Origin of the sequence: Streptomyces boninensis, assembly GCF_048572725.1 — a bacterium.
Classification (GTDB): domain Bacteria; phylum Actinomycetota; class Actinomycetes; order Streptomycetales; family Streptomycetaceae; genus Streptomyces; species Streptomyces boninensis.
The window spans coordinates 1098891-1124381 of record NZ_CP183837.1 but is presented as its reverse complement, the minus strand read 5'-3'; the positions used below and the strand labels follow the sequence as shown (position 1 = coordinate 1124381).

At 74.9% G+C, this 25491-nt stretch carries 22 protein-coding genes; 14 read left to right on the top strand and 8 right to left on the bottom strand.

The genetic code is table 11. From position 1 onward, the window contains the following. Positions 1–10: 10 nt before the first annotated feature. Entirely contained in the window at positions 11–3832 is a 3822-nt protein-coding gene (locus ACNNMR_RS05015) for an NB-ARC domain-containing protein (RefSeq protein WP_419993288.1), read from the top strand. A gap of 19 nt (positions 3833–3851) precedes the next feature. On the opposite strand, the gene ACNNMR_RS05010 is transcribed toward ACNNMR_RS05015, so the two are convergent. Genes ACNNMR_RS05010 through ACNNMR_RS05000 form a run of 3 tightly spaced genes read right to left on the bottom strand, consistent with a single transcriptional unit; the run spans position 3852 to position 6345 of the window. After that, positions 3852–4931: an NAD(P)-binding domain-containing protein gene (locus ACNNMR_RS05010; protein ID WP_419993287.1), complete on the bottom strand. Its 1080-nt coding sequence runs from the start codon at positions 4929–4931 to the stop codon at positions 3852–3854. Positions 4932–4960: 29 nt separating this feature from the next. Further along, positions 4961–6151, bottom strand: coding sequence for an LLM class flavin-dependent oxidoreductase (locus ACNNMR_RS05005; protein ID WP_419993286.1), 1191 nt, complete (start codon positions 6149–6151; stop codon positions 4961–4963). Then, positions 6151–6345, bottom strand: a complete 195-nt coding sequence (locus tag ACNNMR_RS05000) for a hypothetical protein (RefSeq protein ID WP_419993285.1) — start codon at positions 6343–6345, stop codon at positions 6151–6153. The genes ACNNMR_RS05005 and ACNNMR_RS05000 overlap by 1 nt, the downstream gene beginning before the upstream one ends. A gap of 255 nt (positions 6346–6600) precedes the next feature. On the opposite strand from ACNNMR_RS05000, the gene ACNNMR_RS04995 reads away from it, so the two are divergent. Both ACNNMR_RS04995 and ACNNMR_RS04990 read left to right on the top strand, forming a co-directional pair. Then, entirely contained in the window at positions 6601–7023 is a 423-nt protein-coding gene (locus ACNNMR_RS04995) for a secondary thiamine-phosphate synthase enzyme YjbQ (protein WP_419993284.1), read from the top strand. Positions 7024–7227: 204 nt separating this feature from the next. Next, complete coding sequence (locus tag ACNNMR_RS04990; RefSeq protein ID WP_419993283.1) at positions 7228–7431, top strand: cold-shock protein; 204 nt, start codon at positions 7228–7230, stop codon at positions 7429–7431. Between the two features lie 79 nt (positions 7432–7510). On the opposite strand, the gene ACNNMR_RS04985 is transcribed toward ACNNMR_RS04990, so the two are convergent. Next, positions 7511–7726 carry a DUF4177 domain-containing protein gene (locus ACNNMR_RS04985; RefSeq protein ID WP_419993282.1) on the bottom strand — a complete coding sequence of 72 codons (216 nt, stop codon included), beginning with the start codon at positions 7724–7726 and terminating at the stop codon, positions 7511–7513. A 147-nt stretch (positions 7727–7873) separates the two neighbouring features. Here ACNNMR_RS04985 and ACNNMR_RS04980 point away from each other — a divergent pair, with 147 nt between their 5' ends. The 9 genes from ACNNMR_RS04980 (at position 7874) to ACNNMR_RS04940 (ending at position 19022) form a co-directional block, all read left to right on the top strand. Further along, positions 7874–8410, top strand: a complete 537-nt coding sequence (locus tag ACNNMR_RS04980) for a DedA family protein (RefSeq protein ID WP_419993281.1) — start codon at positions 7874–7876, stop codon at positions 8408–8410. 47 nt (positions 8411–8457) lie between these two features. Further along, positions 8458–8991, top strand: coding sequence for a GNAT family N-acetyltransferase (locus tag ACNNMR_RS04975; RefSeq protein WP_419993280.1), 534 nt, complete (start codon positions 8458–8460; stop codon positions 8989–8991). Positions 8992–9063: 72 nt separating this feature from the next. Beyond that, a complete protein-coding gene (locus ACNNMR_RS04970; protein WP_419993279.1) occupies positions 9064–10560 on the top strand; it encodes an ABC transporter substrate-binding protein in 1497 nt (498 codons plus the stop codon). Next, the gene (locus ACNNMR_RS04965) at positions 10560–12590 is read left to right on the top strand and encodes an ABC transporter permease subunit (protein ID WP_419993278.1); all 2031 of its coding nucleotides are present in this window, start codon (positions 10560–10562) and stop codon (positions 12588–12590) included. Before ACNNMR_RS04970 ends, ACNNMR_RS04965 begins: the two co-directional genes overlap by 1 nt. Next, entirely contained in the window at positions 12587–13858 is a 1272-nt protein-coding gene (locus ACNNMR_RS04960; protein ID WP_419993277.1) for an MDR family MFS transporter, read from the top strand. The genes ACNNMR_RS04965 and ACNNMR_RS04960 overlap by 4 nt, the downstream gene beginning before the upstream one ends. A gap of 12 nt (positions 13859–13870) precedes the next feature. Further along, a complete protein-coding gene (locus ACNNMR_RS04955) occupies positions 13871–14725 on the top strand; it encodes a DNA-binding protein (protein WP_419993276.1) in 855 nt (284 codons plus the stop codon). Between the two features lie 130 nt (positions 14726–14855). Continuing rightward, complete coding sequence (locus ACNNMR_RS04950) at positions 14856–17390, top strand: PEP/pyruvate-binding domain-containing protein (RefSeq protein WP_419993275.1); 2535 nt, start codon at positions 14856–14858, stop codon at positions 17388–17390. Next, positions 17387–18274 (top strand): hypothetical protein, encoded by an 888-nt coding sequence (locus ACNNMR_RS04945; protein WP_419993274.1) that lies wholly within the window; start codon positions 17387–17389, stop codon positions 18272–18274. The genes ACNNMR_RS04950 and ACNNMR_RS04945 overlap by 4 nt, the downstream gene beginning before the upstream one ends. Positions 18275–18347: 73 nt before the next feature. Continuing rightward, the gene (locus ACNNMR_RS04940) at positions 18348–19022 is read left to right on the top strand and encodes a protein-tyrosine phosphatase family protein (protein ID WP_419993273.1); all 675 of its coding nucleotides are present in this window, start codon (positions 18348–18350) and stop codon (positions 19020–19022) included. A gap of 32 nt (positions 19023–19054) precedes the next feature. Here the strand turns inward: ACNNMR_RS04940 and ACNNMR_RS04935 are convergent, their stop codons facing one another. Then, the gene (locus ACNNMR_RS04935; RefSeq protein WP_419993272.1) at positions 19055–19738 is read right to left on the bottom strand and encodes an HAD family hydrolase; all 684 of its coding nucleotides are present in this window, start codon (positions 19736–19738) and stop codon (positions 19055–19057) included. A gap of 142 nt (positions 19739–19880) precedes the next feature. Here ACNNMR_RS04935 and ACNNMR_RS04930 point away from each other — a divergent pair, with 142 nt between their 5' ends. After that, positions 19881–21254 (top strand): FUSC family protein, encoded by a 1374-nt coding sequence (locus tag ACNNMR_RS04930; RefSeq protein ID WP_419993271.1) that lies wholly within the window; start codon positions 19881–19883, stop codon positions 21252–21254. A gap of 72 nt (positions 21255–21326) precedes the next feature. Then, positions 21327–22367 carry a lactonase family protein gene (locus ACNNMR_RS04925; protein WP_419993270.1) on the top strand — a complete coding sequence of 347 codons (1041 nt, stop codon included), beginning with the start codon at positions 21327–21329 and terminating at the stop codon, positions 22365–22367. Positions 22368–22475: 108 nt separating this feature from the next. Here ACNNMR_RS04925 and ACNNMR_RS04920 read toward each other — a convergent pair whose 3' ends face one another. From ACNNMR_RS04920 to ACNNMR_RS04910, 3 genes are all read right to left on the bottom strand, one after another. Beyond that, the gene (locus ACNNMR_RS04920) at positions 22476–23366 is read right to left on the bottom strand and encodes a sirohydrochlorin chelatase (RefSeq protein WP_419993269.1); all 891 of its coding nucleotides are present in this window, start codon (positions 23364–23366) and stop codon (positions 22476–22478) included. Between the two features lie 174 nt (positions 23367–23540). Then, positions 23541–24653, bottom strand: coding sequence for an N-acetylglucosamine kinase (locus ACNNMR_RS04915; RefSeq protein ID WP_419993268.1), 1113 nt, complete (start codon positions 24651–24653; stop codon positions 23541–23543). Beyond that, positions 24640–25485 carry a phospholipid scramblase-related protein gene (locus ACNNMR_RS04910; RefSeq protein WP_419993267.1) on the bottom strand — a complete coding sequence of 282 codons (846 nt, stop codon included), beginning with the start codon at positions 25483–25485 and terminating at the stop codon, positions 24640–24642. Before ACNNMR_RS04910 ends, ACNNMR_RS04915 begins: the two co-directional genes overlap by 14 nt. Positions 25486–25491: the final 6 nt, after the last annotated feature.

The window sequence follows — 25491 nt, the reverse complement described above, 5'->3', positions numbered from 1 at the left end:
CGGGAGCGACGTGCGCGCCGACCGCGGCAGCCAGGCCTTCGGCCGCGTCGGCACCGTGAACGTCTACGGGGACCAGGGCCAGGGCGCCGCCGTGTGGCCGCTGCGGCTCGGCACCATCCCGCGGCAGGCCGACAGCTTCCAGCACCGGCAGGCCGTCGACAGCCTCGACGCCGCCGTCCGCGGCGGCGGCACGGCGGTGCTCAGCCAGGTGCAGGTGCTCTCCGGCGCCGGCGGCGTCGGCAAGACCCAGCTGGCCGCGCACTACGCCCGCCGGCAGGACGCGGACGGCGACACCGCTCTGCGCTTATGGGTCACCGCGGACAGCCGGGACGCGATCGTCTCCGCGTACGCGCACGCCTGCCGGCGGATCACCGGCGCCGACCCGGGCGCCGACCCGCGGCAGGCCGGCGCGGACTTCGTGGACTGGCTGGCGACCACGGACAAGCGCTGGCTGATCGTCCTGGACGACCTGGCCGACCCAGCCGATCTGTACGGGCTGTGGCCGCCGCGGCGCGACGACGGGCACGGCCGCGTCGTCGTCACCACCCGGCGCCGGGACGCGTCGCTGCGCGGGAGCGGGCGGCTGCAGGTGCAGGTGGGCCTGTTCACCGTCGAGGAGTCCGTCGCGTATCTGGCCCGTACGCTGGCGGCGCACGGCCGCGAGGACGACCCGGCCGAGCTGCACGGCCTCGCCGAGGACCTGGGGTGCCTGCCGCTGGCGCTGGCGCAGGCCGCGGTGTTCATCGTCGACCGCGACCTGGACTGCGCCAACTACCGGCGCCGGCTGGCCGACCGGCGCCGTACCCTCGCCCAGAACTTCCCGGCCGACGCCCGCGCCGACGACTATCGCGCCACCGTCGCCGCCACCTGGTCGCTCTCCATCGAACTCGCCGACCAGCTGGCCCCGGCCGGGCTCGCCCGCCCCATGCTCCAGCTGGTCTCGGTGCTCAGCGCGCACGGCATCCCCGAGCGGGTGCTCGCCGGGCCCCCGGCCCTCGGCTACCTCGCGGAGCGGCGCACCGGCGGGCCGCTCGGTCCCGTCACCGAGGACGACGCCCACGACGCGCTGCGCTGCCTGCACCGGCTCAGCCTCGTCGACCTGCCGGCGGCGGGCGTCGTCGTGCACGGCCTCATCCAGCACGCGGCCCGCGAGCAGCTCGACGAGCCCGCCCTCGCCGAGGCCGTACGTATCGCCGCGGAAGCCCTCCTGGACGCCTGGGCGCAGCCGCAGGACGCCGACGGCGAGAGCGTCCTGCGCGCCAACTCCGACGCGCTGCACGCCCACGCCGGGCCCCGGATCTGGGCCGATGGCGCCCACGCCGTGCTCGTGGAGGCCAACCGGAGCCTGGTACGGGCGAAGCTGCTGGTCTCGGCGATCACCCGGGCGGAGGCCGATCGCGCCGAGGCCGAAGCCACCGCCGGGGCGGGCAGCCGGGTCAGCGCCGCCGCCCGGATGCACCTGGCGGCGCTGCGGGTCGACGCGGGATCGGTGCTGCGGGGCCGTACGGAGCTGGAGGAGCTGCTGGCGGAGCAGTCGACGGCGCTCGGCGCCGACGACCCGCTGGTGCTGGACATCCGTGAGGAGATCGTCCAACTGCAGGGCCGCAGCGGTGACGTGGCCGGGGCCGTGGGCGCCGCCGAGGACCTGCTGGGGGACCGGCTGCGGGTGCAGGGCGCGGCGGACGAGCGGACGGTGCGCAGCTGGTTGCGCTTCGCCGTGTTCCTCGCCGGTATGGGGGACTTCGAGGGCGCGCTGGACTGCGGCCGGGACATCCACGCGGTGCGCACCCGCAGCCTGGGCCCTCATCACCCCCTCACGGTCGCCGTACGGCAGCGGATGGCCCACTGGCTCGGCGAGTCGGGCGACCGGGAAGGCCAGCGGGCGGAGTTGGAGGCCCTCCATTCGGAACGGGCCGAGGCGCTCGGCCCCGAGAACCCGGAGACCATCGTGGCGCAGGCGCGACTCGCCCGCTGGTGGGCGATCCATGGGGAGCTCGAGGAGGCCCTGCCCCGCCTCGAGGAGCTGCTGGCCGTGCAGACGCGTACGCTCGGCGACGGCCACGCTGACGTCGCGGCCACCGGCCGGCTGATCGCCGCGACCCGGGGCGAGAGCTCCACCGAGCCGCCCGCCTCGTCACCCTCGCAGGACCTCGACACCCTGGAACGGCTCCTGGCCGAGCAGCAGCGGGATCTCGGCGACGACCACAGCGACACCCTCACGACCCGGCTGCGCATCGCCAACCAGCGGGGCGTCCTGGGCGACTTCGAGCGCGCCCTCGCCGAATGCCGGAGCCTGCTCGCCGACCGCGTCCGCCTGCAGGGCACCGACCACCGCGACACGCTCGCGGTCCGCGGCGCCGTCGTCGAACTGCTGCACGGCAGCGGCGAGAAGAAGGCGGCGCTCGCGGCTCTGGAGGAGCTGGTCGACGACCACATGCGGATCGTCGGCCCTGCGGGCCCGGCCACTCTCGCCGCGCTCGGCCGCCTCGCCCACCTGCGCAGCAACGCGCGCGACAAGGACGGGGCAGTCGCCGCCCTGCAGCGGATCGCCGCCGAGCGCAGCGGCGCGCTCGGCGCGGACCATCTCGCCACCCTCGCCGCCCGCACCCGGCTGGCCCGCTTCCGGGCCGAGATGGGCGACCGGCACCGCGCCCTGACGGAGTTCCGGGCGCTGCTCGACGACCGCGCTCGCGTGCAGGGCCCTGGGCACCGCGACACCCTCGCCGTCTTCGAGGAGGTCGCGGCGCTGGTGGGCTCCCTGCAGGACTGGACCGCGGGCGTCGCCGCCGCCCGCGCGCTGCACGAGGCGCAGACCGAGGCGTACGGCCCGGACGCGGAGGGGGTCCTGGCCACCGGCGAGCGCATAGCGGACTGGCAGGCAAGGGCGGGCACCAGGGCGGCCGACTTCCAGTCGCTCATGGACCAGCTCGCCGACGTCACCAGCAGGTTGGGCGCAGACCACCCGGACACCTTCCCGCTCCGCACCGAACTCGCACTGCTGCGCCGCAGGTCCCGCAACCGCCCCGTCCGGGCCCGCGCTCTTGCCGAGCTGGAGGCGCTGCTCGCCGACCAGGAGCGCGCGCTGGGCCCCGTACACCCGGACGTGCTCAGGACCAGGGAGACGGTCGGCACCTGGCGCCGGCGGAAGGGTGACCTGGCGGGTGCCCTGGACGTCGCCGAGCGGCAGTACGAGGTGCAGCGCGACGCCTTCGGCGCGGCGGACGCAGGCACCCTCAGGGCGCGTCTGAGCGTCTTCCAGCTGCACCTGCTCACCGGCGCGACGATGACGTTGGACGACTGCACCGCCCTTGTCGACGACACCCGCCGGGCCCTCGGGCCCGACCACCACCTCACCTTCGCGGCCCGTCAGGAACGCGCCGAATGGCGCGGCGGATCGGGCGACGCGCGCGGCGCCGTCGCCGACGCCGAGCAGCTGATCGAGGACCGGATCAGGGCCGAGGGTGAGACGTCCCCCGGCGTCCGCTTCGCCCGCAAGACGGCCGCGCACTGGCACGAGGAGCTGGGACAGCTGCTCCAGGCGCTCCGCCACCGCGAGCAGCACCTGCGCGCCTGCCGTGCCGCCCTGGGCGTGGAGCATCCGAACACCTACCGCTCCATGGGCGCCCGCAACCGGATCGACGAGCGGGTCTCCCGCGAGGGCCCGCGGGTCGCGCCGAATCCCCGGCCGCACCGGCTGCGGTGGCGGGACTCGGGCGGCGCCGAGCAGGAGTTCGCCGTCGAGTCGCGCGAGCAGGCGGAGGAGATGGCGGAGTGGGCGCGCCGGGGCGGCGGCACCGCCATCGAGATAGTCCCCGAGCCGCGCCCGGAGTGACCCCGCGGGCGGTCACCGGTCAGGCTATGGCCGGCAGTTGAGCCTTCTCGTCGGCCAGCAGCTCCCGGAGCTCGCGGACCGCCGTCCGCCCGGCCCGGTTCGCGCCGATGGTGCTGGCGGACGGCCCGTAACCGACGAGGTGGATGCGCGGATCGCGCATCGCCCTGGTGCCCTCGACGCGTACGCCGCCGCCCGGCTCGCGCAGCCGCAGCGGGGCGAGGTGGTCGATGGCGGCGCGGAAGCCGGTGGCCCACAGGATCATGTCGGCCTCGACGACGCTGCCGTCCGCCCAGGCGGCGCCCGTCGGGGTGATCCGCTCGAACATCGGCAGCCGGTCGAAGACGCCACGCTCGCGGGCGCGGCGGACGTCATCGGTGACGGCGAGGCCGGTCTCGGCGACCACGCTCTTGGGCGGCAGCCCCTGCCGGACCCGCTCGGTGACGCGGGCGATCACCTCGCGGCCCCAGTCCTCGTTGAACTCGCCGTCGCGCCATACGGGCGGGCGTCGGGTGACCCACGTGGTCTCCGCGGCCACCTCGGCGATCTCCAGCAGGTGCTGGGTGCCCGAGGCGCCGCCGCCGACGACGATCACGCGCTGCCCGGCGAAGTCGTCCGGGCCGTTGTACTGGGCGGTGTGCAGCTGGCGGCCGCGGAAGGTCTCCTGGCCGGGGTAGCGGGGCCAGAAGGGGCGGTCCCAGGTGCCGGTGGCGTTGATCAGCGTCCGGGTGGTCCACGTGCCCGCCGACGACTCGACGACGAGGCGCCCGTCATCCCCCTCCCGTACGGCCGTCACGTCGACGGGCCGCAGCACCGGGAGGTCGAAGGCGCGCTCGTACGCCCCGAAGTACTCGCCCACCACCTCCGCCGCGGGCCGCGTCGTGTCCCCCTCCTCCAGCCGCATCCCGGGCAGGTCGTGCACCCGGTGCGCCTTGCCGTACGTCAGCGTCGGCCAGCGGAACTGCCAGGCGCCGCCGGAGCCCGGGGAGTGGTCCAGGACGACGAAGTCGAGACCCGCCCTGCGCAGGAAGTACGCCGCCGAGAGCCCGGCCTGACCTGCTCCGATGACGACCGTGTCGACCTCGCGTCCGCTGTAGTTCATGTTTCTACCAACCGCGCGCGGCGGGAAAATCATCCCGTGCCCGCCGCGCGGCCGTTCACGGCCGGGACGCCGGCCAGGGGCGAGGCGGGGATGGTGGCGAGCAGCCCGCGCCGCGCCAGCTCGGGGGTGACGCCCTCGCCGAACCAGTACGCCTCCTCCAGGTGCGGATAGCCGGAGAGGACGAAGTGCTCGATGCCGAGCGCCCGGTACTCCTCGATCCGGTCGGCGATCTCGCCGTGGCTGCCGACGAGCGCCGTGCCTGCCCCGCCCCGTACGAGCCCGATCCCGGCCCACAGATTGGGCGCGATCTCCAGCTTGTCGCGGGACCGGGAGCCGCCGTGCAGCGCGAGCATCCGCTGCTGCCCGACCGACTCGCTCTTGCCGAGGGCCTGCTGCGCGGCGGCGACCGTGTCCTCGTCGAGGTCGTCGAGCAGCCGGTCCGCGACCGCCCACGCCTCCTTCGCGGAGTCCCGCGCGATGACGTGCAGCCGGATGCCGAAGCGGACGGTGCGGCCCTCGGCCTCGGCGAGGCCGCGGATCCAGTCGATCTTCTGCTTGACCTGCTCCGGCGGCTCGCCCCAGGTCAGATAGACGTCGGTGTTACGGGCCGCCACCGGGCCCGCCGCCTGCGACGAGCCGCCGAAGAAGATCTCCGGCAGCGGGTCGGGCGGCAGTGCGACGAGGCCGCCGTCGATCCGGTAGTGCCCGCCGTGGAAGTCGAACGGCTTGCCGCCCCACACGCCCCGTACGACCTGCAGGAATTCGTCCGTGCGGGCATACCGCTGGTCGTGGTCCAGGTGGTCGCCGAAGCGGCGCTGCTCGGTGGCGTCGCCGCCGGTGACGACGTTCAGCAGCAGCCGGCCGCGGCTGATCCGCTGGAAGGTGGCCGCCATCTGGGCGGCGAGGACGGGGGAGACGACGCCGGGCCGGAAGGCGACCAGGAACTTCAGCCGCTCGGTGTGCTGGGTGAGCGCGAGGGTGGTCAGCCAGGCGTCCTCGCACCAGGTGCCGGTCGGGGTCAGGACGGCCTCGAAGCCGAGCCGCTCGGCGGCCTTCGCGATCTGCGCGAGGTACTCGACGTCCGGGGCGCGGACCCCGGAGACGGGCGCCAGGCGGTCCCGCCGCACCCCGCCGTCGATGAAGGCGTGCCGGTCGACGAGCCCGCGGCCGTCGCCGCCGGTCGGCAGGAACCAGTGCAGGCGGATGGGGGAGGCGGACATCAGTTGCCCTTTCCGTAGGTGCGCGGCTTGGTGTCGTACGGAGGCAGGCCCGCGTTGTAGCGGAGCGCGGTGCCCGCGAGCGCGCCGACGGCGATGCCGAGCGCGACTCGCCGGAGCGAGGTGACCATGGCGTCGGGCAGCGAGCCGTCGCTGATCAGGTCCCCGGCGACGCTCGCGATGGTGCAGGGCTCCATTCCGGGAGGCGCGCGGGAGCGCCGCCGGGCAGCGGGGGCGTAAGGAAAAAGGGGGAGGCGAGCGTCAGCTGGTGCGGCGACAGCCGGCGGAGGCCACTCGCAGCAGATCAATGTGACCGCGCGTAGTGAGCAGGGCTGACGTAGGCATGTCCTGGAACGTAGCGATGCGGTCGGAGCCGGGTCAACGGCGTCTCGGGTGCCGGACGTTCATTGCGCACATGTTGCGGCGGTACGAACCGGTTGGACACTGGGGGCATGACCGACGCCTTCACCACCCGCACCCTGGACATCACCACCGGCTCCGGGGAGACCGTCACCGACCTCACCGCGGAGGTCGAGGGCTTCCTGCGCACCGCCGCGCGCGGCCGCGACGGGCTGCTGAACGTCTTCGTGCCGCACGCCACAGCCGGCGTCGCCGTGATCGAGACGGGCGCGGGCAGCGACAAGGACCTCCTCGCCGCGCTGCACGACCTGCTCCCCGCCGACGACCGCTGGGCGCACCGCCACGGCAGCCCCGGCCACGGCCGCGACCACGTCCTCCCGGCCTTCGTTCCGCCGCACGCCACGCTCCCGGTGATCGAGGGCCGGCTGGCGCTGGGCACCTGGCAGTCCGTATGCCTGGTAGACACGAACAGGGACAACCCGAACCGGCAGGTCAGGCTGTCTTTCCTGGGCTGAGGCCGGATATCTGCCGCAGCTGGTCCGGACGTGCTAGGGTTGTCGTCTGTTGCAGTTGTGGTTCCCGAAACTTTGAGTGCCCGGACGGCTGTATGTCGTCGGGCACTTTTGTATTACCGGTCCTTATCCGGGCGGGGTTCATCGTGGCAACGCTAGGGGTCCACACGGTGTGGGCCCGCGGGCACTGCCCCAAGGAGATCGATTATGGCTACCGGCACCGTCAAGTGGTTCAACTCGGAAAAGGGCTTCGGCTTCATCGAGCAGGACGGCGGCGGCCCCGACGTCTTCGCCCACTACTCGAACATCAACGCCCAGGGCTTCCGTGAGCTCCAGGAGGGCCAGAAGGTGAACTTCGACGTCACGCAGGGCCAGAAGGGCCCGCAGGCGGAGAACATCACCCCCGCCTGACGTTCACGCGTCCAGCACGCAGACTGGGGCCCCACCGTTTCGTACGGTGGGGCCCCAGTCCGCGTTCCGGTCCGCGCACTCAGCGGCGCGGGCGCTCCAGGGTGATGAGCAGGCCGCCGACCGCCCCCGGGCCTATCCGGCCCTTGACGTCGGCGGACGTGATCGCCTTGAGGGCCCAGCCGTCCTCGGCATGCTTGTTCAGCACCTTCTCCAGCTTGTCGCTGTCCAGTGCGTCGCCGACCAGGGACTCGCGGAAGGTGACGACCTTGTACTCGAGTGTGCTGGGGGTGCTCATGGCTGGCCTTCCCGTGGATGGACTGGCTGACGGAGCCGGAGGCCCTTCACATAACCTGGCTCTGTCCGGACCGGCAGAATAGGCGCAGGTGACGTATGGAGACCAGGCTCGAGCCCAGCGCGCGCCCGGCACCGAGGGCGAGGCGGCGTGGATAAGGTCGCGCTCACGGCCGCCGGTCTCTACGTCATCGTGCTGCTCCGCGCCGGGGGCACCTTCGCCGTCGGCTGGCTTGCGGGCGCCGGCGCCCGCCGCAGCAAGTACGCCGAGCGGATCTCCGCGTCCAAGCTGCAGCGCGTGGAGTCCGCCATCCAGCGCTGGGGCGCCCCCGTCGTCGCCGTCTCCTTCCTGACGGTCGGCTTCCAGACCGCCGCCAACTTCCTGGCCGGCACGATGCGCATGCCACTGCGCCGCTATCTCCCCGCGCTCTTCATCGGGGGAGCGGCCTGGGCGGTGATCTACGCGACCGCGGGGATCGGGGTGCTGCAGCTGCTGGGGCGGCTGTTCTCCGAGCATGCGGGGCTGGGGGTGGCCGGGGTCGCGGCGCTGGTGCTGGTGGTGGGCGGCGTGGTGGTGGTTCGGCGCCGTAACGCCGCGCGGGCTGCCGAGCGCGAGGGTGCCGACCGCGATGGCACCGACCGCGATGGCGCCGACCGCGAGGCCGTGGCGCCCGCCGACGAGACCTGAGGGCCGCCGCCGATCAAGGCTGCGGCCTTATTGCGTACCATGTGCAAGTGCCCGATTACCGCATCAGAACAGCCGTCCCCGGCGACCTCGACGCCGCCCGCGCCGTCATGCTCGACACCGTCTACCGCGACTTCGGCACCGGCTACGTACCGCGCTGGCACCGCGACATCATCGACCTCGAGGGCGCGTATCTGCGGGACCCCCGCCACACGCTGCTGATCGCCGAGGACGAGCGCGACGGCTCGGTCGTCGCCACCGCCGCGCTCGACTCCCGCGGCCCCGCGCACCCGCCGAACCCGCTCTGGGTCGCCGAGCGGTTCCCCTCGGGCGAGACGGCGCAGCTGCGGCGGGTGTACGTGCGCGCCGAGCACCGGCGGCGCGGCCTCGCCGGGCGGCTGGTGGCGGAGCTGCTCGACTTCGCCGCGGTGGCGGGCGGCTATCGGTCCGTGTATCTGCACACCGACCCCGGGGTGCTCGGCGCCGAGCCCTTCTGGCGCTCGCTCGGCAAGGTGGTGTGCGACGAGCGCGAGGAGGCCGCGGGGGCGCGGGTGGTGCACTTCGAGGTGCCGTTCTCTAAATGAAAACGATTGTCGTGTAGTCTCGTGCCCGCGACCACCCGCCCCGCCCGCAAGACCCCCTGAAGATCGAGGACCATGCGCTCCGTCCCCCGCCGCAGCCTCCTGGCCGGCCTCCTCATAGCCCCGCTGCTGACCAGCTGTTTCGCCGGGAGTAACGACTCGTCGTCCAGCGACGGTGCCGGCGGTGACCGGCTCAAGGTGGCCCTCGCCTTCCCGCCCGCCGAGGGCTTCTCCCCGTACGGCGCCGACGCCACGCTGCTCAGCCGCCTCGGCGTCACCGAGGGCCTGACGAAGCTGGACGCCAACGGGGCCGCGGCGCCCGCGCTCGCCGACTCCTGGCAGCGCAAGGGGGAGCGGGGGTGGCTGTTCACGCTCCGCGAGGCCGAGTTCCAGGACGGCGGCAAGGTCACTCCGGCCGCGGTGGCCGCCGCCCTCAAGCGCGCGGGCGAGGCGCAGCCGGTGACGGCCGCGCTGTCGGGCGTCAGCCTGCAGGCCAAGCCCGCGGGCGACCGACAGGTCCTGATCACCACCGAGGACCCGGACCCGGCGCTCCCGCTGCGGCTGTCCAGCCCCGGCCTTGCCATCCTCTCCGGCAAGGCGTACGCGAAGGGCGGCAAGGTCAGCCCGGTCGGCACGGCCACGGGCCCGTTCGAGCTCACCAAGACCACCGGCGCCACCGCGGCGACCCTGGACCGCTTCGACGACTACTGGGGCGGCCGCGCCCAGGCCGCCGGGATCGACGCACGGTTCATCGCCGACGGCGCCGCCCGTACGAACGCGCTGCGCACGGACGAGGTCGACATCGCCGAGGCGATCCCGGTCTCGCAGGCGTCCTCGCTCGACAAGGGCGGCCGCAAGGAGACCGCGACCGCGCGCACCACGGGCCTGCAGCTGAACACCGAGAAGGGCGCCTTCAAGGATCCAGGGCTGCGCGCCGCCGCCCGCGAGGCGGTCGACACCTCGGCGCTCGCCAAGGACGTGTACGAGGGCCACGCCGACCCGGGGCAGGGCATCTTCGGTCCCGCGCTGACCTGGGCCGCCGACAAGCGGGTCAAGCCCGAGGGGCGGGCGAAGGCGGCCGACCCGGACGGCGCGGCCATCACCATCGGCACGTACGACAACCGCCCCGAGCTGCCCGAGGTCGCGCAGGTGCTCAAGGGGCAGCTGGAGAAGGCCGGCTTCAAGGTGAAGATCGAAGTGCGCGAGTCGTCGCGGATCGAGCCGGACGCCCTCGACGGAAAGTTCGACGCCTTCGTCGGCGCCCGCAACACCATGCTCGACACCGGCGACGCCGTCTCCGTCCTGGCCAGCGACTACTCCTGCAAGGGCAGCTACAACCTCTCCCTGCTCTGCGACGACAAGGCCGACGCGGCGGTGAAGAAGGCCGAGAACACCGCCGACACTGCCAAGCGCCAGGACGCCACGATGGCCGCCGAGGCGGCGATCCTGCGCACCGACGCCGTCGTGCCGCTGGTCCACCAGCGCATCATCACCGGCGTCGGCCCGGATGTCCGCGGCGAGCTCCTCGACCCGTACGAGCGCACGCTCGTGGGCACCGGCACCCGGCGCTGATGCCGGGCCGGGTGACGGGGCGCGGCCTCGCGCTCGGGTGGCGGCTGCTGCTCGGCGCGGGTGTCGTCTGCGGGATCGGCCTGCTGCCGTGGCTGTCCCGCACCGACCCGGCGCTCACCGTCCTGAAGGCCCGGGCGCAGGAGCGTACGGCGACGCCTGAGGTGCTGGCGGCCGTACGGGACGAACTCGGCCTCGACGCCGGTCCGTTGGGGCTGCTCGGGCAGTGGGTCGGAGGGCTGCTGCGGGGCGACGCGGGGGAGTCGTGGATCTCCGGCGACGCGGTGCTGCCGTCGGTGCTGCAGGCGCTCGGCTCCTCGCTGCTGCTGATGGCGGCGGCCATCGCCGTCGCGCTCGCCACCGCGGCGATCGGGTGCGCGCGGACGCTGCGGCTCGGCGCGCGCGGGCGGCTCGGCGTCGCTCGGCCTGGAGGCGGGGTCGCCGCGGCGCTGGCGGCGCTGCCCGAATTCCTGCTGGCCTCGGTCCTCGCGACCGTGGTCGGGGTGCAGCTGGGGTGGCTGCCCGCGCTCGGTTTTTACGGGCCCAAGTGGCTGATCCTGCCCGCCCTTTCGCTGGGCCTGCCCGCGGGGGCGCTGCTCGGGCGGCTTCTCGCCGACCTGCTGCCAGGCGCCTTCGCCGAGCCCTGGGCGAAGGCGGCGGATGCCCGCGGCATCCCGGCCTCGCGCATAGCCTGGCACGCGGTGCGCCGCTGCCTGCCTGGGCTGCTGCCGAACCTGGGGCTGTTCGTCGTCGGCCTCACCGGCGGCGCCGTCGCCGTGGAGCAGGCCTTCGACATACCCGGCCTCGGCCGCACCACCCTTGAGGCGGCCGTCGCCCAGGACCTGCCGGTGCTGCAGACCGCCGCGCTGGCGCTGATCGTGCTGGCCGCGGTCGCCGGGGCGCTGCTGCGGTACGCGGCCCGGCGGGCGAGCGGTCCCGCGCTGCGGGACGGGGCGCTGCCCACGCTGCATCGGCGGAGGGGCGAGCGGCGCGGGTGGGCGGCGTATGCGTACGGGGCGGTGCTGGTCGCGGTCGTCGTGCTCGCCCTGCCGCGGGACCCGCTCGCCGTCGAGACCGCGGCGCGGCTGGAGGGGCCGTCGGGGGCGCATCCGTTCGGCACGGACGCGCTGGGGCGCGATGTGCTCGCGCGGGTCGGGCACGGGGCGCTGAACACGCTGTCGCTCGCCCTGGCCATCAGTGCCGCCGCGCTGGTCATGGGGCTGCTGCTGGGGCTGCTGCCGCGCCTGTCGGGGCCGCTCGTCGACACGCTCAACGCGATCCCGCCCGTACTGGCGGGGCTGCTGGTCGCGGGCGTCGCGGGCCCGGGGCGGCTGACGCCGGTGCTCGCCGTGGCCGCGGTGGCGTGGATCCCGCTGGCCGCCCACACCTCGGCGCTGCTGCGGCAGGAGCGGGCCACGGAACACGTCGCGGCGGCGCGGAGCCTGGGCGCGGACAGGGCGCATGTCGTCCGGCGCCACCTGCTCCCCGCCGTACTCCCACCAGTCACCAGGCACGCACTGCTGCGCCTCCCCTCGGTGGCTCTCGCCTTGGCGGTCCTCGGCTTCCTCGGCCTGGGCGCCCAGCCGCCGTCGCCGGAGTGGGGCCTGCTGCTCGCGGAGAACCAGCCGTACGCGGAACGGGCACCGTGGGCGGTGCTCGCACCGGCGGCGGTGCTCGCGCTGCTGGGGGCGCTGGCGGTGACGGCGGCGGGCGCGCGGTCGCCGCTGGGGTGGGTGCGGCGCGACCGATCGCCGGTGGCGGCTGTGCCCGCCGAGTCGCCGGCCGCGGCGCGGGCGCGGTCGCCGCTGCGGCTGCGGCGCGGCGGTGCGTCAGGGGCGGATACAGGCGCCCGGGCGCAGCGGCCGGCGGCCCCGGCCGGCGCGTCGCCGACGGCCGCGGTTCCGGGCGGTGCACCGGCGACGTCGCCGGTCCCGGACGCCACCTCGCCGACCTCCCCACCCCCGTCCCAGGCCGCCAGGCCCCCGCGGCCCGGCGCCGCCGACGACCTGCACTCCGACCCGAGCGCGCGATGACCGACGGCCCGCAGCTCGCCCCCAAGCGCACCCGCCCCGCCGCCCGCCTGGCGCGCGGCACCCGCACCTGGCGCACCCTCTCGCCGCTCCTGCGCCTGCTGCTCCTCACCCAGCTCGCCTTCAACATCGGCTTCTTCGCCGTGCTGCCCTTCCTCGCCGAGCACCTCGGCACCGGGCTCGGCATGGCGGGCTGGCTGGTCGGGCTCGTACTCGGGCTGCGCACTTTCAGCCAGCAGGGGCTCTTCGTCGTCGGCGGCGCGCTCACCGACCGCTACGGCGTCCGGCCCCTAGTGCTCACTGGCTGCGTCCTGCGCATCGCGGGCTTCGGCTGGCTCGGGTACGCCCGAGACACCGCCTCGATCATCGGCGCCGTCCTCGTCATCGGCCTCGCCGCCGCCCTCTTCTCGCCCGCCGTCGAATCCGAGGTCGCCCGCCAGGCCGTGCTCTGGGAAGACGCGGGCCACGGCCCCCGCACCCGCGTCCTCGCACTGCTCTCGATGGCGGGCCAGGCCGGCGCCTTCCTCGGGCCGCTGCTCGGCGCCCTGCTCCTCGCCGTGGACTTCCGCACCGCCTGCCTCACCGGCGCGGGCGTCTTCGTGCTCGTACTGGCCGGACATCTCTGGCTGCTGCCGCAGCACATCCCCGGCAGGGAACGGATCCGCGCCCGCGGCGGCGTCCGCGAGCTGCTGCGCAACGGCCGGTTCCTGGCGGTGTGCGCCGCCTACGGCGCGTACCTCCTGGCGTACAACCAGCTCTACCTCGCCCTCCCCGACGAGGTGCAGCGCGGCACCGGCTCGCAGGCACCGCTGGCGTGGCTGTTCGCGCTGTCCTCGATCCTCGTCGTGACCGCGCAACTCCCGGTGACCCACTGGGCCGCGCGCCGCCTCGACCTCCGCCGCTCCATGGCCGCAGGCCTGCTGCTGATCTCCGCCGGCTTCGCGATCGTGGCCGCCGCCCGCCCCGCCAACTGGACCGGTATCACCGGCCTGCTGCCCGCCGCCACCTTCGTGGTGCTGCTGACGGTCGGCCAGATGCTCGTCACCCCCGCCGCCCGCGCCTGGGTCCCGGAACTCGCCCCCGACGGCCGCATCGGCCTGTACACGGGCGCACTGTCCTCGGTCGCCGGACTGATCGTCCTGGCCGGCAGCGCCGCCACCGGCTCGCTCCTCGGCGGCGCGCTGCCGCTGTGGCTGCCGTGGCTGGTCCTGGCGGCGATACCCCTGGCCGCGGTGGCGGTGCTGCCGCGCAGGGGCGCCGCCCGAGGGTGATTGACTGGCGGGATGAGCCGAGCCGAGGAGGTCATACGTACCACCGAGCGGCTCATCTCCGTCGATGCCGCCACCGGTGCGCGGGCGGCCCTGCCGGCAGCGCGCGCGGCCCTGCGGCGGATGCCGCGGTACGGCGGCGGAGACGCCGATCTGACCGCCGCCCTCGCCGAGTTGTACGAGGTGATCGGCTGGATCCTCTTCGACGCGGGGCGCTACGGGCCCGCGCGGCACCTGAACGCCCACGCGTACGACCTCGCACAGCGCAGCGGTGACCGCTGGACGGGACGTCTCGTACTGCTCAACCACAGCATGCTGCTCGCCCAGCTGGACCGGCCGCGGGCCGCCTGCGCGACCGCGGCGCGGGTGCGCGGCCCGCGCCCGCTGCCCGCCCGCGTCGACAGCCTCGTCCTGGTCCGGCAGGCGCACACCGCCGCGATGCTGCACGCCCGCCGGGACGCGCAGGCGCTCATCTCCCGCGCCCGTGGCCGATTCCTGGACGGCGGCTCGCGGCACGACCCGGCCTGGGCCTGGTGGGTCGACGAGCCGGAGCTGACCGGACACCACGGCTGGGTGCTGGCGCGGCTGGGCGCGTACGACAAGGCCATCCCGCTGCTGCACCAGGCGGCCACGGCGCCTGGGCCCTCGTACCGGCACCTGTTCACGGCGAAGCTGCTCACGGCCCTCGCCGGGGCCGGGGCATGGCGGGACGCGGAGGCGCTGATCGAGGCGACCGCGGCGCGCGCGCGTGAGATCGGCTCCGCGCGTACGACGGCCGAACTGCGGCGCACGGCGGGGCAGTTGCGTACTGGTGCGCGGGTCCCGGCCGCTCTCCGCGACGCCGCCGCGTACCTCCTCGAAACTGTCTGAATCCGCCTCAACCCGGCAGCCGAAGCCCGCGTCTCACCCAGCACCCGGCAACCGCTACCCGGGCCAACAGGCAGGCGCGCGAGCGACCTCGCGATCCGAAGGGCTCGCGCCGGGCGGAGGAGGGCCGCGGATGGCTTTCGACTTCGACGTGGAAGCGGACCGGTTGGCGGTCGTCGCACTCGACGACCCCCGGGCGCGGGACGCGCGGCTCGCCGGCGCCAAGGCGGCGAACCTGGCGCGGGCGGCGGGCGCGGGGCTTCCCGTGCTGCCGGGCTTCGTGCTGCTGCCGGACGGTCAGGCAGGAGACGTACGGGACCTGCGCGCCGCCTGGGCCGAGCTCAGCGATGGCGGCGCGCGGCCGCTGATCGTGCGGTCCTCCTCCGCGTACGAGGACGCCGCCGACTCGTCCATGGCCGGGTGGTACGAATCCGTGCTCGACGTCCGCGGCTGGGAAGGGTTCACCGCCGCCGTGGCAGCCGTGCTCGACTCCGCGCGCCGGGTGCTGCTGCCGCCGCCCGGGGGCGGGTTGCGGCGCGCGCGGCCCGGCGGGGGGATGGCCGTGCTGGTGCAGCCGATGCTCGAGGCGGTGGCGGGCGGGGTCATGTTCGGCGTGGATCCGGTCGCGGGGCGTGACGACCGGATCCTCGTCAGCGCGGTGCGCGGGGGTCCGGCGCGGCTGGTCGACGGCTCCGCGCAGGGCGGTCGCTATCAACTGAGCCGAACTGGCCGCCTGTTGGGCGTAGCACCGGCCGAGCCGCGCGGCCGGCGCCTGCTCAGCGCCCGGCGGCGACGGCAGCTCGCGGCGCTGGCCCGGCGCGCGGAACGGGTCTTCGGCGGGCCGCAGGACATCGAATTCGGTTACGACACCGACGACCGGCTGTGGCTCTTCCAGGCCCGCCCGATCACCGCCGTCGGCGCCCGGCCACCACGCGGCGCGCGCCTGCTCGGCCCCGGCCCGGTCGCGGAGACCTTCCCCGGCGTGCTGCAGCCACTGGAGGAAGACCTGTGGCTGACGCCGATGTCCCACGGCCTGGCCACGGCCCTCGGCCTCGCGGGCGCGGCACCGCGCCGCCTGCTGCGCCGCGGCTCCGTCGTGACGACGGTGGACGGCCGCGCGGTCGCCGACCTCCGCCTCATCGGCGCGGCACCACCCCGCCACCGCGTACTCCACTTCCTCAACCCCGTCCCACCGGCCCGCCGCGCAGGCGCCGCCTGGCAACTGGGCCGCCTGCGCGCCGCGCTGCCGCTGCTGGCCCTCGACCTACTGGCAGACGTCGACCGCCAGCTCGCATCCTTCCCTACCCCGGCCGACATGCTGGGCGGCCCGCTGCTGGACGCCGTCGCCTGGGGCCGTACGACGCTGTCCGCGCTGCATGCGCAGGAGTCGCTGGCGGGGGTGCTGCTGGGGGAGGGCGGGGGCGCGACGGCGGCGGGGGAGGCGCTGTCGGTGCTGGGGGAGATGCGGGCGGAGATGCGGGCGGGGGTGGTGTCCGGGGTGGCGCATGCCGTCGATGCGCCGGTGGCGGGTGGCGGCGGTGCGTCTGCGTCCCGTGTCGAGGGGGCCGGGTCCCGGGCGGGGGGTGCGTCCGCGTCCCGTGGCGGCGGCGCGTACGCCCGCGGCGGCGACGTGCCTGCGTCCCGCGCGGCCGATGTGGCCGCTCCCCAGGCCGGGGATAGGTCCGCTCCCCGCGCCAACGGCGCCCCCGCGCCCGGCGCCGAGCCGCCCGACGACGCCGCCCTCATCGCCGCCCACCCCGTCCTCCTCGCCCTCCTCCCGCCCACCCTCGCCGACCGCCCCCCGCTGCCGCGCCGCCAAGGCTGGACCGGCGTGGCGCGCGGCGTTGGGCGGCTGCCCGTACGGGAAGGGCTGCGGCTGCGGATCCGGTGGGTGCAGGAGATGCAGGCGGCCATGGTGCGTGAGGTGGCGGGTCGGATGCATGCGGCCGGGCAGCTCGACGATCCGGAGCGGATCGCGCTGCTGCGGTGGGCGGAGATCAAGGCGGCCGCCGACGGCAAGGGGCTGCCGACCGATCTCCCGGAGCGGCTGCCGCGCCGCGAAGGCGCCGCGCTGCCCGCCGCGTTCCGGCTCGCGGGCACCGCGATCGTCGCGGAGCCGGCCGGCGGTGGCGGCGCGGGCCGTCGTGGCGGCAGCGGCAGTGGCAGGGGTCGCAACGCAGGCCAGGGCGCCGGCGGCGGCTACGGCACCGGCGTCGCCTGGGACGGCGCCGGGGCGCGCCCCGAGCGGGCCGTGCTCGTCGTCCGTACGCTCGACCCCTCCCTCGCGCCCGAACTCCCCGGCCTCGCCGGCCTCGTCGCCGAGACCGGCAGCGTCCTGTCGCATCTCGCCGTGCTGGCCCGGGAGTACGGCGTGCCGACCGCCGTCGGCGTACCCGCGGCCGTCGAGCGCTTCCCTGCCGGGACCGCGCTGGCCGTCGACGGCGGCACCGGAGCCGTCGACCGGCAAGACGACGCCGCCCAAGCGGTCGGCGGCGGTGTCTCCGCGACCGGCAGCCACGCCCCCGCGGTCGGCGACGCCATCCCCGCGGCCGGCAGCCACGCCCCCGCGGCCGGCGACGCCACCCCCACGACCGGCAGCCACGCCCCCGCGGCCGGCGACGCCACCCCCACGACCGGCGGCGACGGCCGGGAAGGGGCGGCCGCGTGAAGTACGTCAGCTATCTGCTCGGCGGGCTCTCCGCGGTCGCCGCCACCGGGTACTTCGTCGTCTACCTCTACCGCTGGGAGTGGCAGCGCGCCCTGATCAGCGGCGTGCTGCTGCTCGTCGTCGAGATCTTCCTCGCCTGCATGGTGCTGCTCGGCCGCCTCGCCCGCCTTGAGCGCCGGCTCACCGAGCGCGACGAGCGCGCCGAGGACGTACGCCGACGACTCGAGGCAAGCCGCGAGGACCGCGGAGCGGATCGCTTCGGATGGCTGCGCGACGTGCCGCGCGACGGACCAGGGCAGCGCACCTTCGTCTTCATCCCCGTCCTCATGGCCGCCGGGGCGCTGCTCTCCTTCGTCGCCTGGGCGGTGCAGAAGCTCGCCGCCGCCACCGCCCGCCCCGGCGCCCAGCGCCGCCTCGCCGGCCGCCTCACCGCACTGACCGCGCCTCCGCCCGGCGGCGGCGACGACCTGGAGGACCGCGACCCGGTGCCGCGCACCCGCGCCGGGTTCCGTACGGCCGGCGTCGCCGTCCTCGTCGCCGCCGCGCTCATCGGCCTCGACGTGCTGGTCGACGGCCTGGCCGACGCCACCCAGACCCGCGACGCGAAACGCCCCGCCTCGGCGGCCACCACCGTCGTCTTCCGCGTCGAGGCCCGCTCGGGCGCCTCCGCTCCCGCCGCCCGCGACCTGTGGGAGAGCTGCCGCCGCGCCACCCGCGCGGGCGTCGGCCACGGCGCGCTCGGCCGGCTGGACGGCGACGTGTGGGCCGGCGTCCTACGTCCCGCCCTCACCGACCACGACACGATGCGGCTGCGCGGCTGCCTCCGCGACGCCACCGCCAACCGGGCCCGCGCGGTCGTCCTCGGCGACGGGCAGACGGACTAGGCGGACTGGACGGCGGCAGAGCGACGGTAAGGTGAAGCGGCATCCGCACCCTCAAGTCCCGGGTGGTGCCCCAGTGTTGCTCCCTGCCTTATCCCCGCCGCTGCCCCCTCGGCTGCGCCGCCCCGCCAAGCTCCTCGGCTTCTGCGCGCTCGGCTACGCGCTCTTCTGGGCGACCTCCGCCCTTGGCATCCTCGGCGCCTCCGCCTGGGCCAGGGAACAGGTCCCGACGGGCGGCACGGTCGCCGGCATCCACCACTTCGAGCGCGTCGACGACCGCGTGTGGCGCGGCTCCGCCCCCGGCCCCGAGGGCTACCGGGAACTCGCCCGGCGCGGCGTCCACACGGTGGTGGACCTGCGCGCCGAAGACCTCACGCCGCGGCAGCTGGCCCAGCCGCAGCGGGCCGGCCTCACCGCCGTACGCCTCCCGATCCGGGACGGCCAGACCCCGGCCGCCGCCCAGGTCGACGCCTTCCTGGCCACCGTCCGCGGCGCCGACGGCCCGGTCTTCGTGCACTGCGGGGCAGGCGTGGGCAGGACCGGTTCGATGGCGGCGGCCTATCTCGTACGGACCGGGCAGGCCACGGCGCGAGCGGCGGCGCTGCGCACGGTCGCGGTCGGCCCGCCGTCGATCGAGCAGATCTATTACGCCGCCACCGCGGAACGGCACGAATCCGAGCAGCCGCCCGCCCTCGTCCGCGCCGTCAGCCGTCTCGCGGACGCGCCGCGCCGGATCAGCTCCTACCTCTGAACGATCAGCTCTGAACGATCACCTCTGAACCATTACTTCCGAACGATCCAGTCGAACGCCGTCTGCGCGTCGAACTCCCGCTGCCCGCCCCGGAATACCAGCCCCGCGGACGCCATCAGCGGATCGTCCCCCTGCGCCGCCAGATACGGCACCGCAATGCACCGCATCCCCGCCCGCCGCGCCGCCTCCACGCCCGGCGGCGCGTCTTCGACGACCACGCAGTCGGCGGGCTTCGTGCCGAGCAGGCGGGCCGCGGCGAGGAAGACGTCCGGGGCCGGCTTGCCGTCCGTGACCTCCTCCGCGGAGACGATCGTCGTCAGTACGGAGTCCAGGCCCGCGCCCGGCAGCACCGCCTCGATCGCCGTACGGGAGGAGCCGGAGGCCACGGCCATCGGGTTGCCGTTGGCCTGCAGCAGCTCGGCCAGCTTGCGCATCTGCGGAAAGGCGTCGGTGTGCGCGGCGGCCAGCTCCAGGTACGCGGCGTTCTTGAGGTCCAGCATCTCGTCCACCGGGGCGTCGATTCCGTACCGCTCGCGGAGGATCCCGACGGTCTCCCGGGTGCCGATGCCGATGAACTCGGCGTGCTCCTCCCATGTGAAGTCCGGCACACCGAATTGCGCGAGGATCCGCTTCCCGGCCTCGTAGTAGTTCGGCTCGCTGTCGACCAGAGTGCCGTCGAGGTCAAAGATGACGGCCGCGGGGGTGGAGATGCTCATGTGATCAGCATGCCAACCCTCGCGCGGACGCGCGGAACGGGCTGCTCTGATCGATTTGGTGGCCCGTGGCCGCAGATGCTTTCCTCATTGCGTATCACTATGCGGACAGGGCCGACGTGGCCGGAACAAGGGAGGTACGCGCGTGGCGCGGAAGTGGTTCGCCGCTGATCCGGGACGGCTGCGGTTGCGTACCGCGGCGCGTGCCGTGCTCGGTGTCGGTCTCGCCGTCGCTGCCGCGTACGCCGCCGGGCTGCCGCTGCCCGCGATGATCACCGGCGGGCTCGCGGCGCTGCTCGCGCTCTTCACGGTGGCCGACCCGTCCGTACGGGCCCAGGCGCTGACCACCGCGCTGCTGCCGGTCGCCGGGCTGCCGGTGCTCGCGGCCGGGACCGCGCTGCATGACTATCCCCTTGTACGGGACGCCGTCTTCCTGGCTGTCGTGCTGGGCGGGGCGTATGCGCGGCGGTGGGGGCCGCGCGGGCATGCGGTCGGGATCTTCGCGTTCATGATGTTCTTCGTGGTGCAGTTCCTGCGGGCGGGCACCGGACAGCTGGCGCAGATCGCCGCCGCGGTGCTGCTGGGGCTCGCGATGGCCGCCGCCGTGCGCTTCGGCGCCTGGTGCATCGAGCGGCGCACGCCGCCGCCCGCGGCGGTCGCCGCCGCCGCGGCGCGCGGGCTCGCGCGGGTCACCACACGGCAGGCGGTGCAGGTCACGGCCGCCTGCGCGCTGGCCATGGCGGTCGGGCACGCGGTGTCCTCCGACCGCTGGTACTGGGCGGTGGGCACCGCCTGGTGGATCTTCGTGAACACCGCCTCCCGCGGCGAGACCCTGGTCCGCGGCTTCCGCCGGGTGCTCGGCACGCTGTGCGGGATCGCCGTGGGTCTTGCCGTCGCGGTGCCGATCGAGGGCGCGGCGGTGCCGAGCGCGGTGGTGGTCGCGGCGTGCGTCTTCGGGATCTTCTACACGGCCGCGGTCTCGTACAGCTGGATGATGTTCTTCGTGACCGTGATGGTCGGCGTCCTGTACGGGCTGATCGGCGTCCTGTCGCCCGCCCTGCTGCAGCTGCGTGCGGAGCAGACCGCGGTCGGCGCGCTGGCGGCGGCGCTCGCGGTGGTCGCGGTGCTGCCCGTGACGACGCACGGGCAGACGGATGCGTGGGTGCGGCGGGCGCTGGAGTCCGTACACGCCTGCACGGAGGCCGCGGGGCGGCGGCTGCGCGGCTGCCATGCGGCGGATCCCGGGGCGCACCTGGTGGAGTTCGAGCTGCACCTGGCGAAGGTGCGGGTCTGCCTCGCGCCGCTGCTGCACCCGCTGAATCCGTTCACGGCACGCAAGGCGCGTGCTCGCCTGATCCTGGATCTGCTCGACGAGTGCGCCGCGGGCCTGCGCGGCGTCGCTTCCGCGGCGGACGAGGCGGCGCACCACACCCACCATGGCGCGGTGGAGACGGCCGTATCGCGGCTGCACGCCCCGCTGGAGGCGTCGCCGCGGGCGCCGTACGTACCGGCGGCGTAAAAGATCAAGCTGACGCCTCCCGCCTCCCGATAGGGTCACCGCAAACGCCCCGAGGAGAGGACGCGCACCGCCATGGCCGGAGGCCACTCGCTCGCTCACATCGGCTCGTTCACCTCCGAGGGGGGCGCCGGGGTCACCACCGCCCGGTACGACGCGCGCACGGGCGCGCTGACGCCCCTGTCGGCGACGGACGCCGTAGTCGATCCGTCCTTCCTCGCCGCGGATGCCTCGTCCGGGATGCTCTATGCGGTCAGCGAGGGTGAGAAGGGCGCGGCGGCCGCCTTCCGGATCGGCGCGGGCGGGCTGGAGCCCGTCGGGGCGCCCGTGTCCGTGGACGGCGCCGGGCCGACGCACCTGGCGGTGGCCGCCGGCCACCTCTTCACCGCGAACTACGTCTCCGGCAGCGTCAGCACCTTGCCGCTTGCGGCGGACGGCGCACTCGGCGGCGGTGGCGCGAGCGTGCTGCGGCACACCGGCTCCGGGCCGAACGCCGACCGCCAGGAAGGGCCGCACGCCCACCAGGTGCAGCCGGACCCGTCCGGCCGCTGGATCGTGAGCGTCGACCTCGGCACGGACGCGGTACGGGTCTGCGCGCTGGAGTCGAACCGGCTCCAGGTCCACACGACGGCGCAGCTGCGCCCCGGCAGCGGCCCGCGCCACCTGGCCTTCCACCCCCGCGGCCATCGCGCGTACATCCTGAACGAGCTCGCCCCGACGGTCACCGCCTGCCGCTGGGACCCTGAACGCGGCGAGCTCGAGCCGCTGGGGGAGACCGGCATCCTTCCGGCGGGCGCGGAGGACGTGACGGCGTACGGCTCCGGGATCGTGATCTCGCCGGACGGCCGGCTGCTGTGGACCGCGATCCGCGGCCACGACAGCGTGAGCACGCTGACCCTCGACGACGCGGGCGACACCCTGGAGCTCACCGCGAACGTCCCATGCGGCGGCCGCTGGCCGCGCGAGCTCGCCATCGACCCGGCGGGGGCGCACCTTTACGCGGCGAACCAGCACTCAGGTGATGTGGTGTGGTTCGACGCCGACGCGCGTACGGGGGAGCTGACGCGGGCGGGGTCGATCGCGGCGCCGGCGGCGTCGTGTGTCGTCTTCAGCTGAAGCTGCGCGAACCCCCGCCGTCCTAGCGGACGACGGGGGTTCGAAATGGGGGTCTGGGGGCGAAGCCCCCAGGATTCTTCTTCTGCCGGAGGACCGCAGCGGAGCTGCCTAGCGCTGCGTCACCGGCTGCGGCTGGATCCCCAGCAGGTTCGAGTACTGGGCGATGACCAGCTTGCCCACCGCCGGATAAGCCGCCAGCGGCTCGGCCATCGGGCACGCGGCCTCCCGGGCCGCCCCCTCCAGCAGCCCGGCCGGGAGCTCGGGGCCGATCACGTACGGAGCGAGCGCCAGCTGCGTGGAGCCGGAGGTGCGGAGCTGTTCGGCGGTGCGGCCCACCGCGCCCGGCACGTCCAGCGCCGTGGCGATGACCGGCACCGCGAGCCGTGCCGAGAGCAGCATGCCGGTGATGCCCGCGGACTGCACCGCCTCTTCGCCCCCCGCGGCCGCGAGGATGATGCCGTCCGCGGCGGTGGCGACGGTGAACAGCCGCGCCCGGTCCGCCCGCGCCAGACCCGCCTCGGAGAGGCGCACGTGCACGGCCTCGGCGAGCAGCGGGTGCGGGCCGAGGACATCGGTCAGCTCGGCGGGCACCCGGCTGTCTGCGATCGCCTGCTGGATCCGCCGTACCAGCGCCGCGTCGGGGCCGGCGAGCAGCGGCACCACGACCGCCACCGGGCCCTCGGGCACCGGCTGCTGCAGCGCCTCGGCGCGCTCCGCGCCCGCGGAGGCGAGCACGTCGTGCAGCGCGGGGAACTCGTCGTCGGCGCCGTCCAGGTAGCCGATCCGGGCGTCCAGGCCCGGCAGCTCGGAACGCGCTATCGAGACGGTCTCCTCGGCCAGGCTGCGGACGGCGATGTCCGGGGTGCCGGGGACGGCAAGCACCAGCGCCGGGGCGCCGTCGGGGGCGACCACGGGCTCCGGCTTGCGGTGCCGTCCCGGCTGCCGGGGGCGGGGCATTCGTACGGGCAGGCCGTGTTCGGGGCCAGCGGCAGAGCTCATGGAGCCGCATGCTAATGCCTCATGGTGACCCTCCGCAGTGGCGGGGTCGGTCGGACCGGATACGTCCGTATTCGTCCGGGAGTTGACCGGGCGCGCATGGCAACGGACCGTCACCCGGCGTGATCGTGCGCGCCGGGGTGTCCGGCATGTCGTGTCGGCCCCCGCCGTGTGCGGCTATTGCGTGACGTGCAGCATTCCGCCCTGGTCGACCGGCAGGCGCAGGTCGTCGGCCGCCAGGGCCTGCGCGATCCGGACCGAGCCCGCCAGCGGGTCGCCCGCGGCCGGTCCGGCGGAGACCTCCGGCAGCAGCACCGCCAGCCGGGCGCGCAACGGCGCCAGCAGCGGCTCACCGATGCCGAACAGGCCGCCGGCGAAGGCCACCGAACTACCGCTTTCCGGCGGGCAGACGGCGGCCGCCGCGGCGGCGATGTGGTGCGCTGCCTGCCGCAGGATGTCCGCCGCCACCTCGTCCGTCGCGGCGCAGGCGGCGACCGCGGGTGCGAAGGAGGCGAGCACCGCCGGCCGGTCCGCGCGCGGATACAGCTGCCCGGGCAGGGTGAGCGGCGCGCCGAACTGCGCCTCCAAGCGCGCCAGCAGCGCCGCCGAGCCGCCCTCGCGGCCGTCGAAGGCGCGCATCGCCGCCTCCAGGCCCGCGCGGCCGATCCAGGCGCCGCCGCCGCAGTCGCCGAGCAAGTGCCCCCAGCCGTCCGCCCGCTTCCACCCGGAGGCGTCCAGGGCGGTGCCGACCGCGATCATTCCGGTGCCGGCCGCGACGACGGCGCCCGGGCGCTGCCCGAGGGCGCCCGCGTAGGCGGTCACGCCGTCGGCGGCGAGCGCCAAGTGCCGTACGCCCAGCGCCCGCTGCAGCTGCCCGGGCAGCCGGGCGCGCAAGTCATCGCCGAGAGAGGCCATCCCGGCCGCACCGACGCAGGCGGCGGTCACCTTCGTGGCGCCGGCCTCCCCGAGGAGCTTCTCCGCGAGCGGCAGCAGCTGCGCGAGGAGGCTGTCCGCGTCGATGCCGGCGGGGCCGGTGACGGCGGGGGAGCCGGACGCGGCGGTACGGGCCGGGTCGCCGGATGTGGCGGTACGGGCCGGGCCGCCGGACGCCGCGATACGGGCCGGGCTGCCGGGCGCCGCTCCGGCGCTCCCGGCCGCTGCGTCCGCCGACGCTTTCGCCGCCGCCTCCGTCCCGTCCTCCGCGCGCGCCAGCGCGACGCGCACGCCCGAGCCGCCGGAGTCGACGCCGAGGACCCAGCGGTCCTCGGCCTGCGGCTTATCCGAAGCCACGCGAGTCCTGCTTCAGCGCCGTGTCGACGGTGAGGGCGGCGGCCACGACCAGGCTCAGCAGCGGGTCGGTGAGCTGGCGGTGGATCTGCAGGACGTAGTTGTCCGCCGTCGTGAACATCGTCTTGGCGAGGCCCTCCCAGGTCTTGGTGATCCGGGCGATCTCGCTCTCCGAGTGGTCGACTATCGCGAAGTTCCAGGCCCGCCAGTTCTCGGCCTTGATCGCGCCGATCTGCTGGCCATTCACCATGAAGCCGAATTTGATCTTGCCGATCGCGTTCTGCTGCACGATCTCGCCGACGGTCTGGCCGTCGGGCCGCTGCACGATCACCTTGGACTTCACGAACTTCGCCGGCCGGGTCAGCGTCAGGTGCACCTGCCCGTACGCGTCGCGCACCTCCAGCTTGTGGGTCATGAACTGATCCACGCTGGATATGAAGCGCACGGCCTTCTTGAGCGTGCTCTGGCCGACCTGGACCACCGAGCCGACGGCGTTGCCGTGCTGGTCCATGACGCTGTACTCATTCGTCATCTCGATCAGCTTGGCCTTCTGGTTCACCACCAGAACCGGCTCGGAGAACAGCGTCCCGCCGCCGCCCTGCTGAGCGGCCGGACCAAGCCCGGCCTGCTGCTGCACCTGGTGCTGCACCTTGGCCTGCTGCTGTTGCTGGTACTGCTGCTGGGCGGCCTGCTGCTGCGGCTGCTGGCCGGGGGCGCCGCCCTGCGCGGGGTGGGTGTTGTCGGTCCACTGGCTGCCGTCCCACCAGCGGAGCAGATTGGGTGCGCCGTGCGGGTCCGGGTACCAGCCCGCCGGCGTGTTCGTAGGCGTAGTCATGCCGTG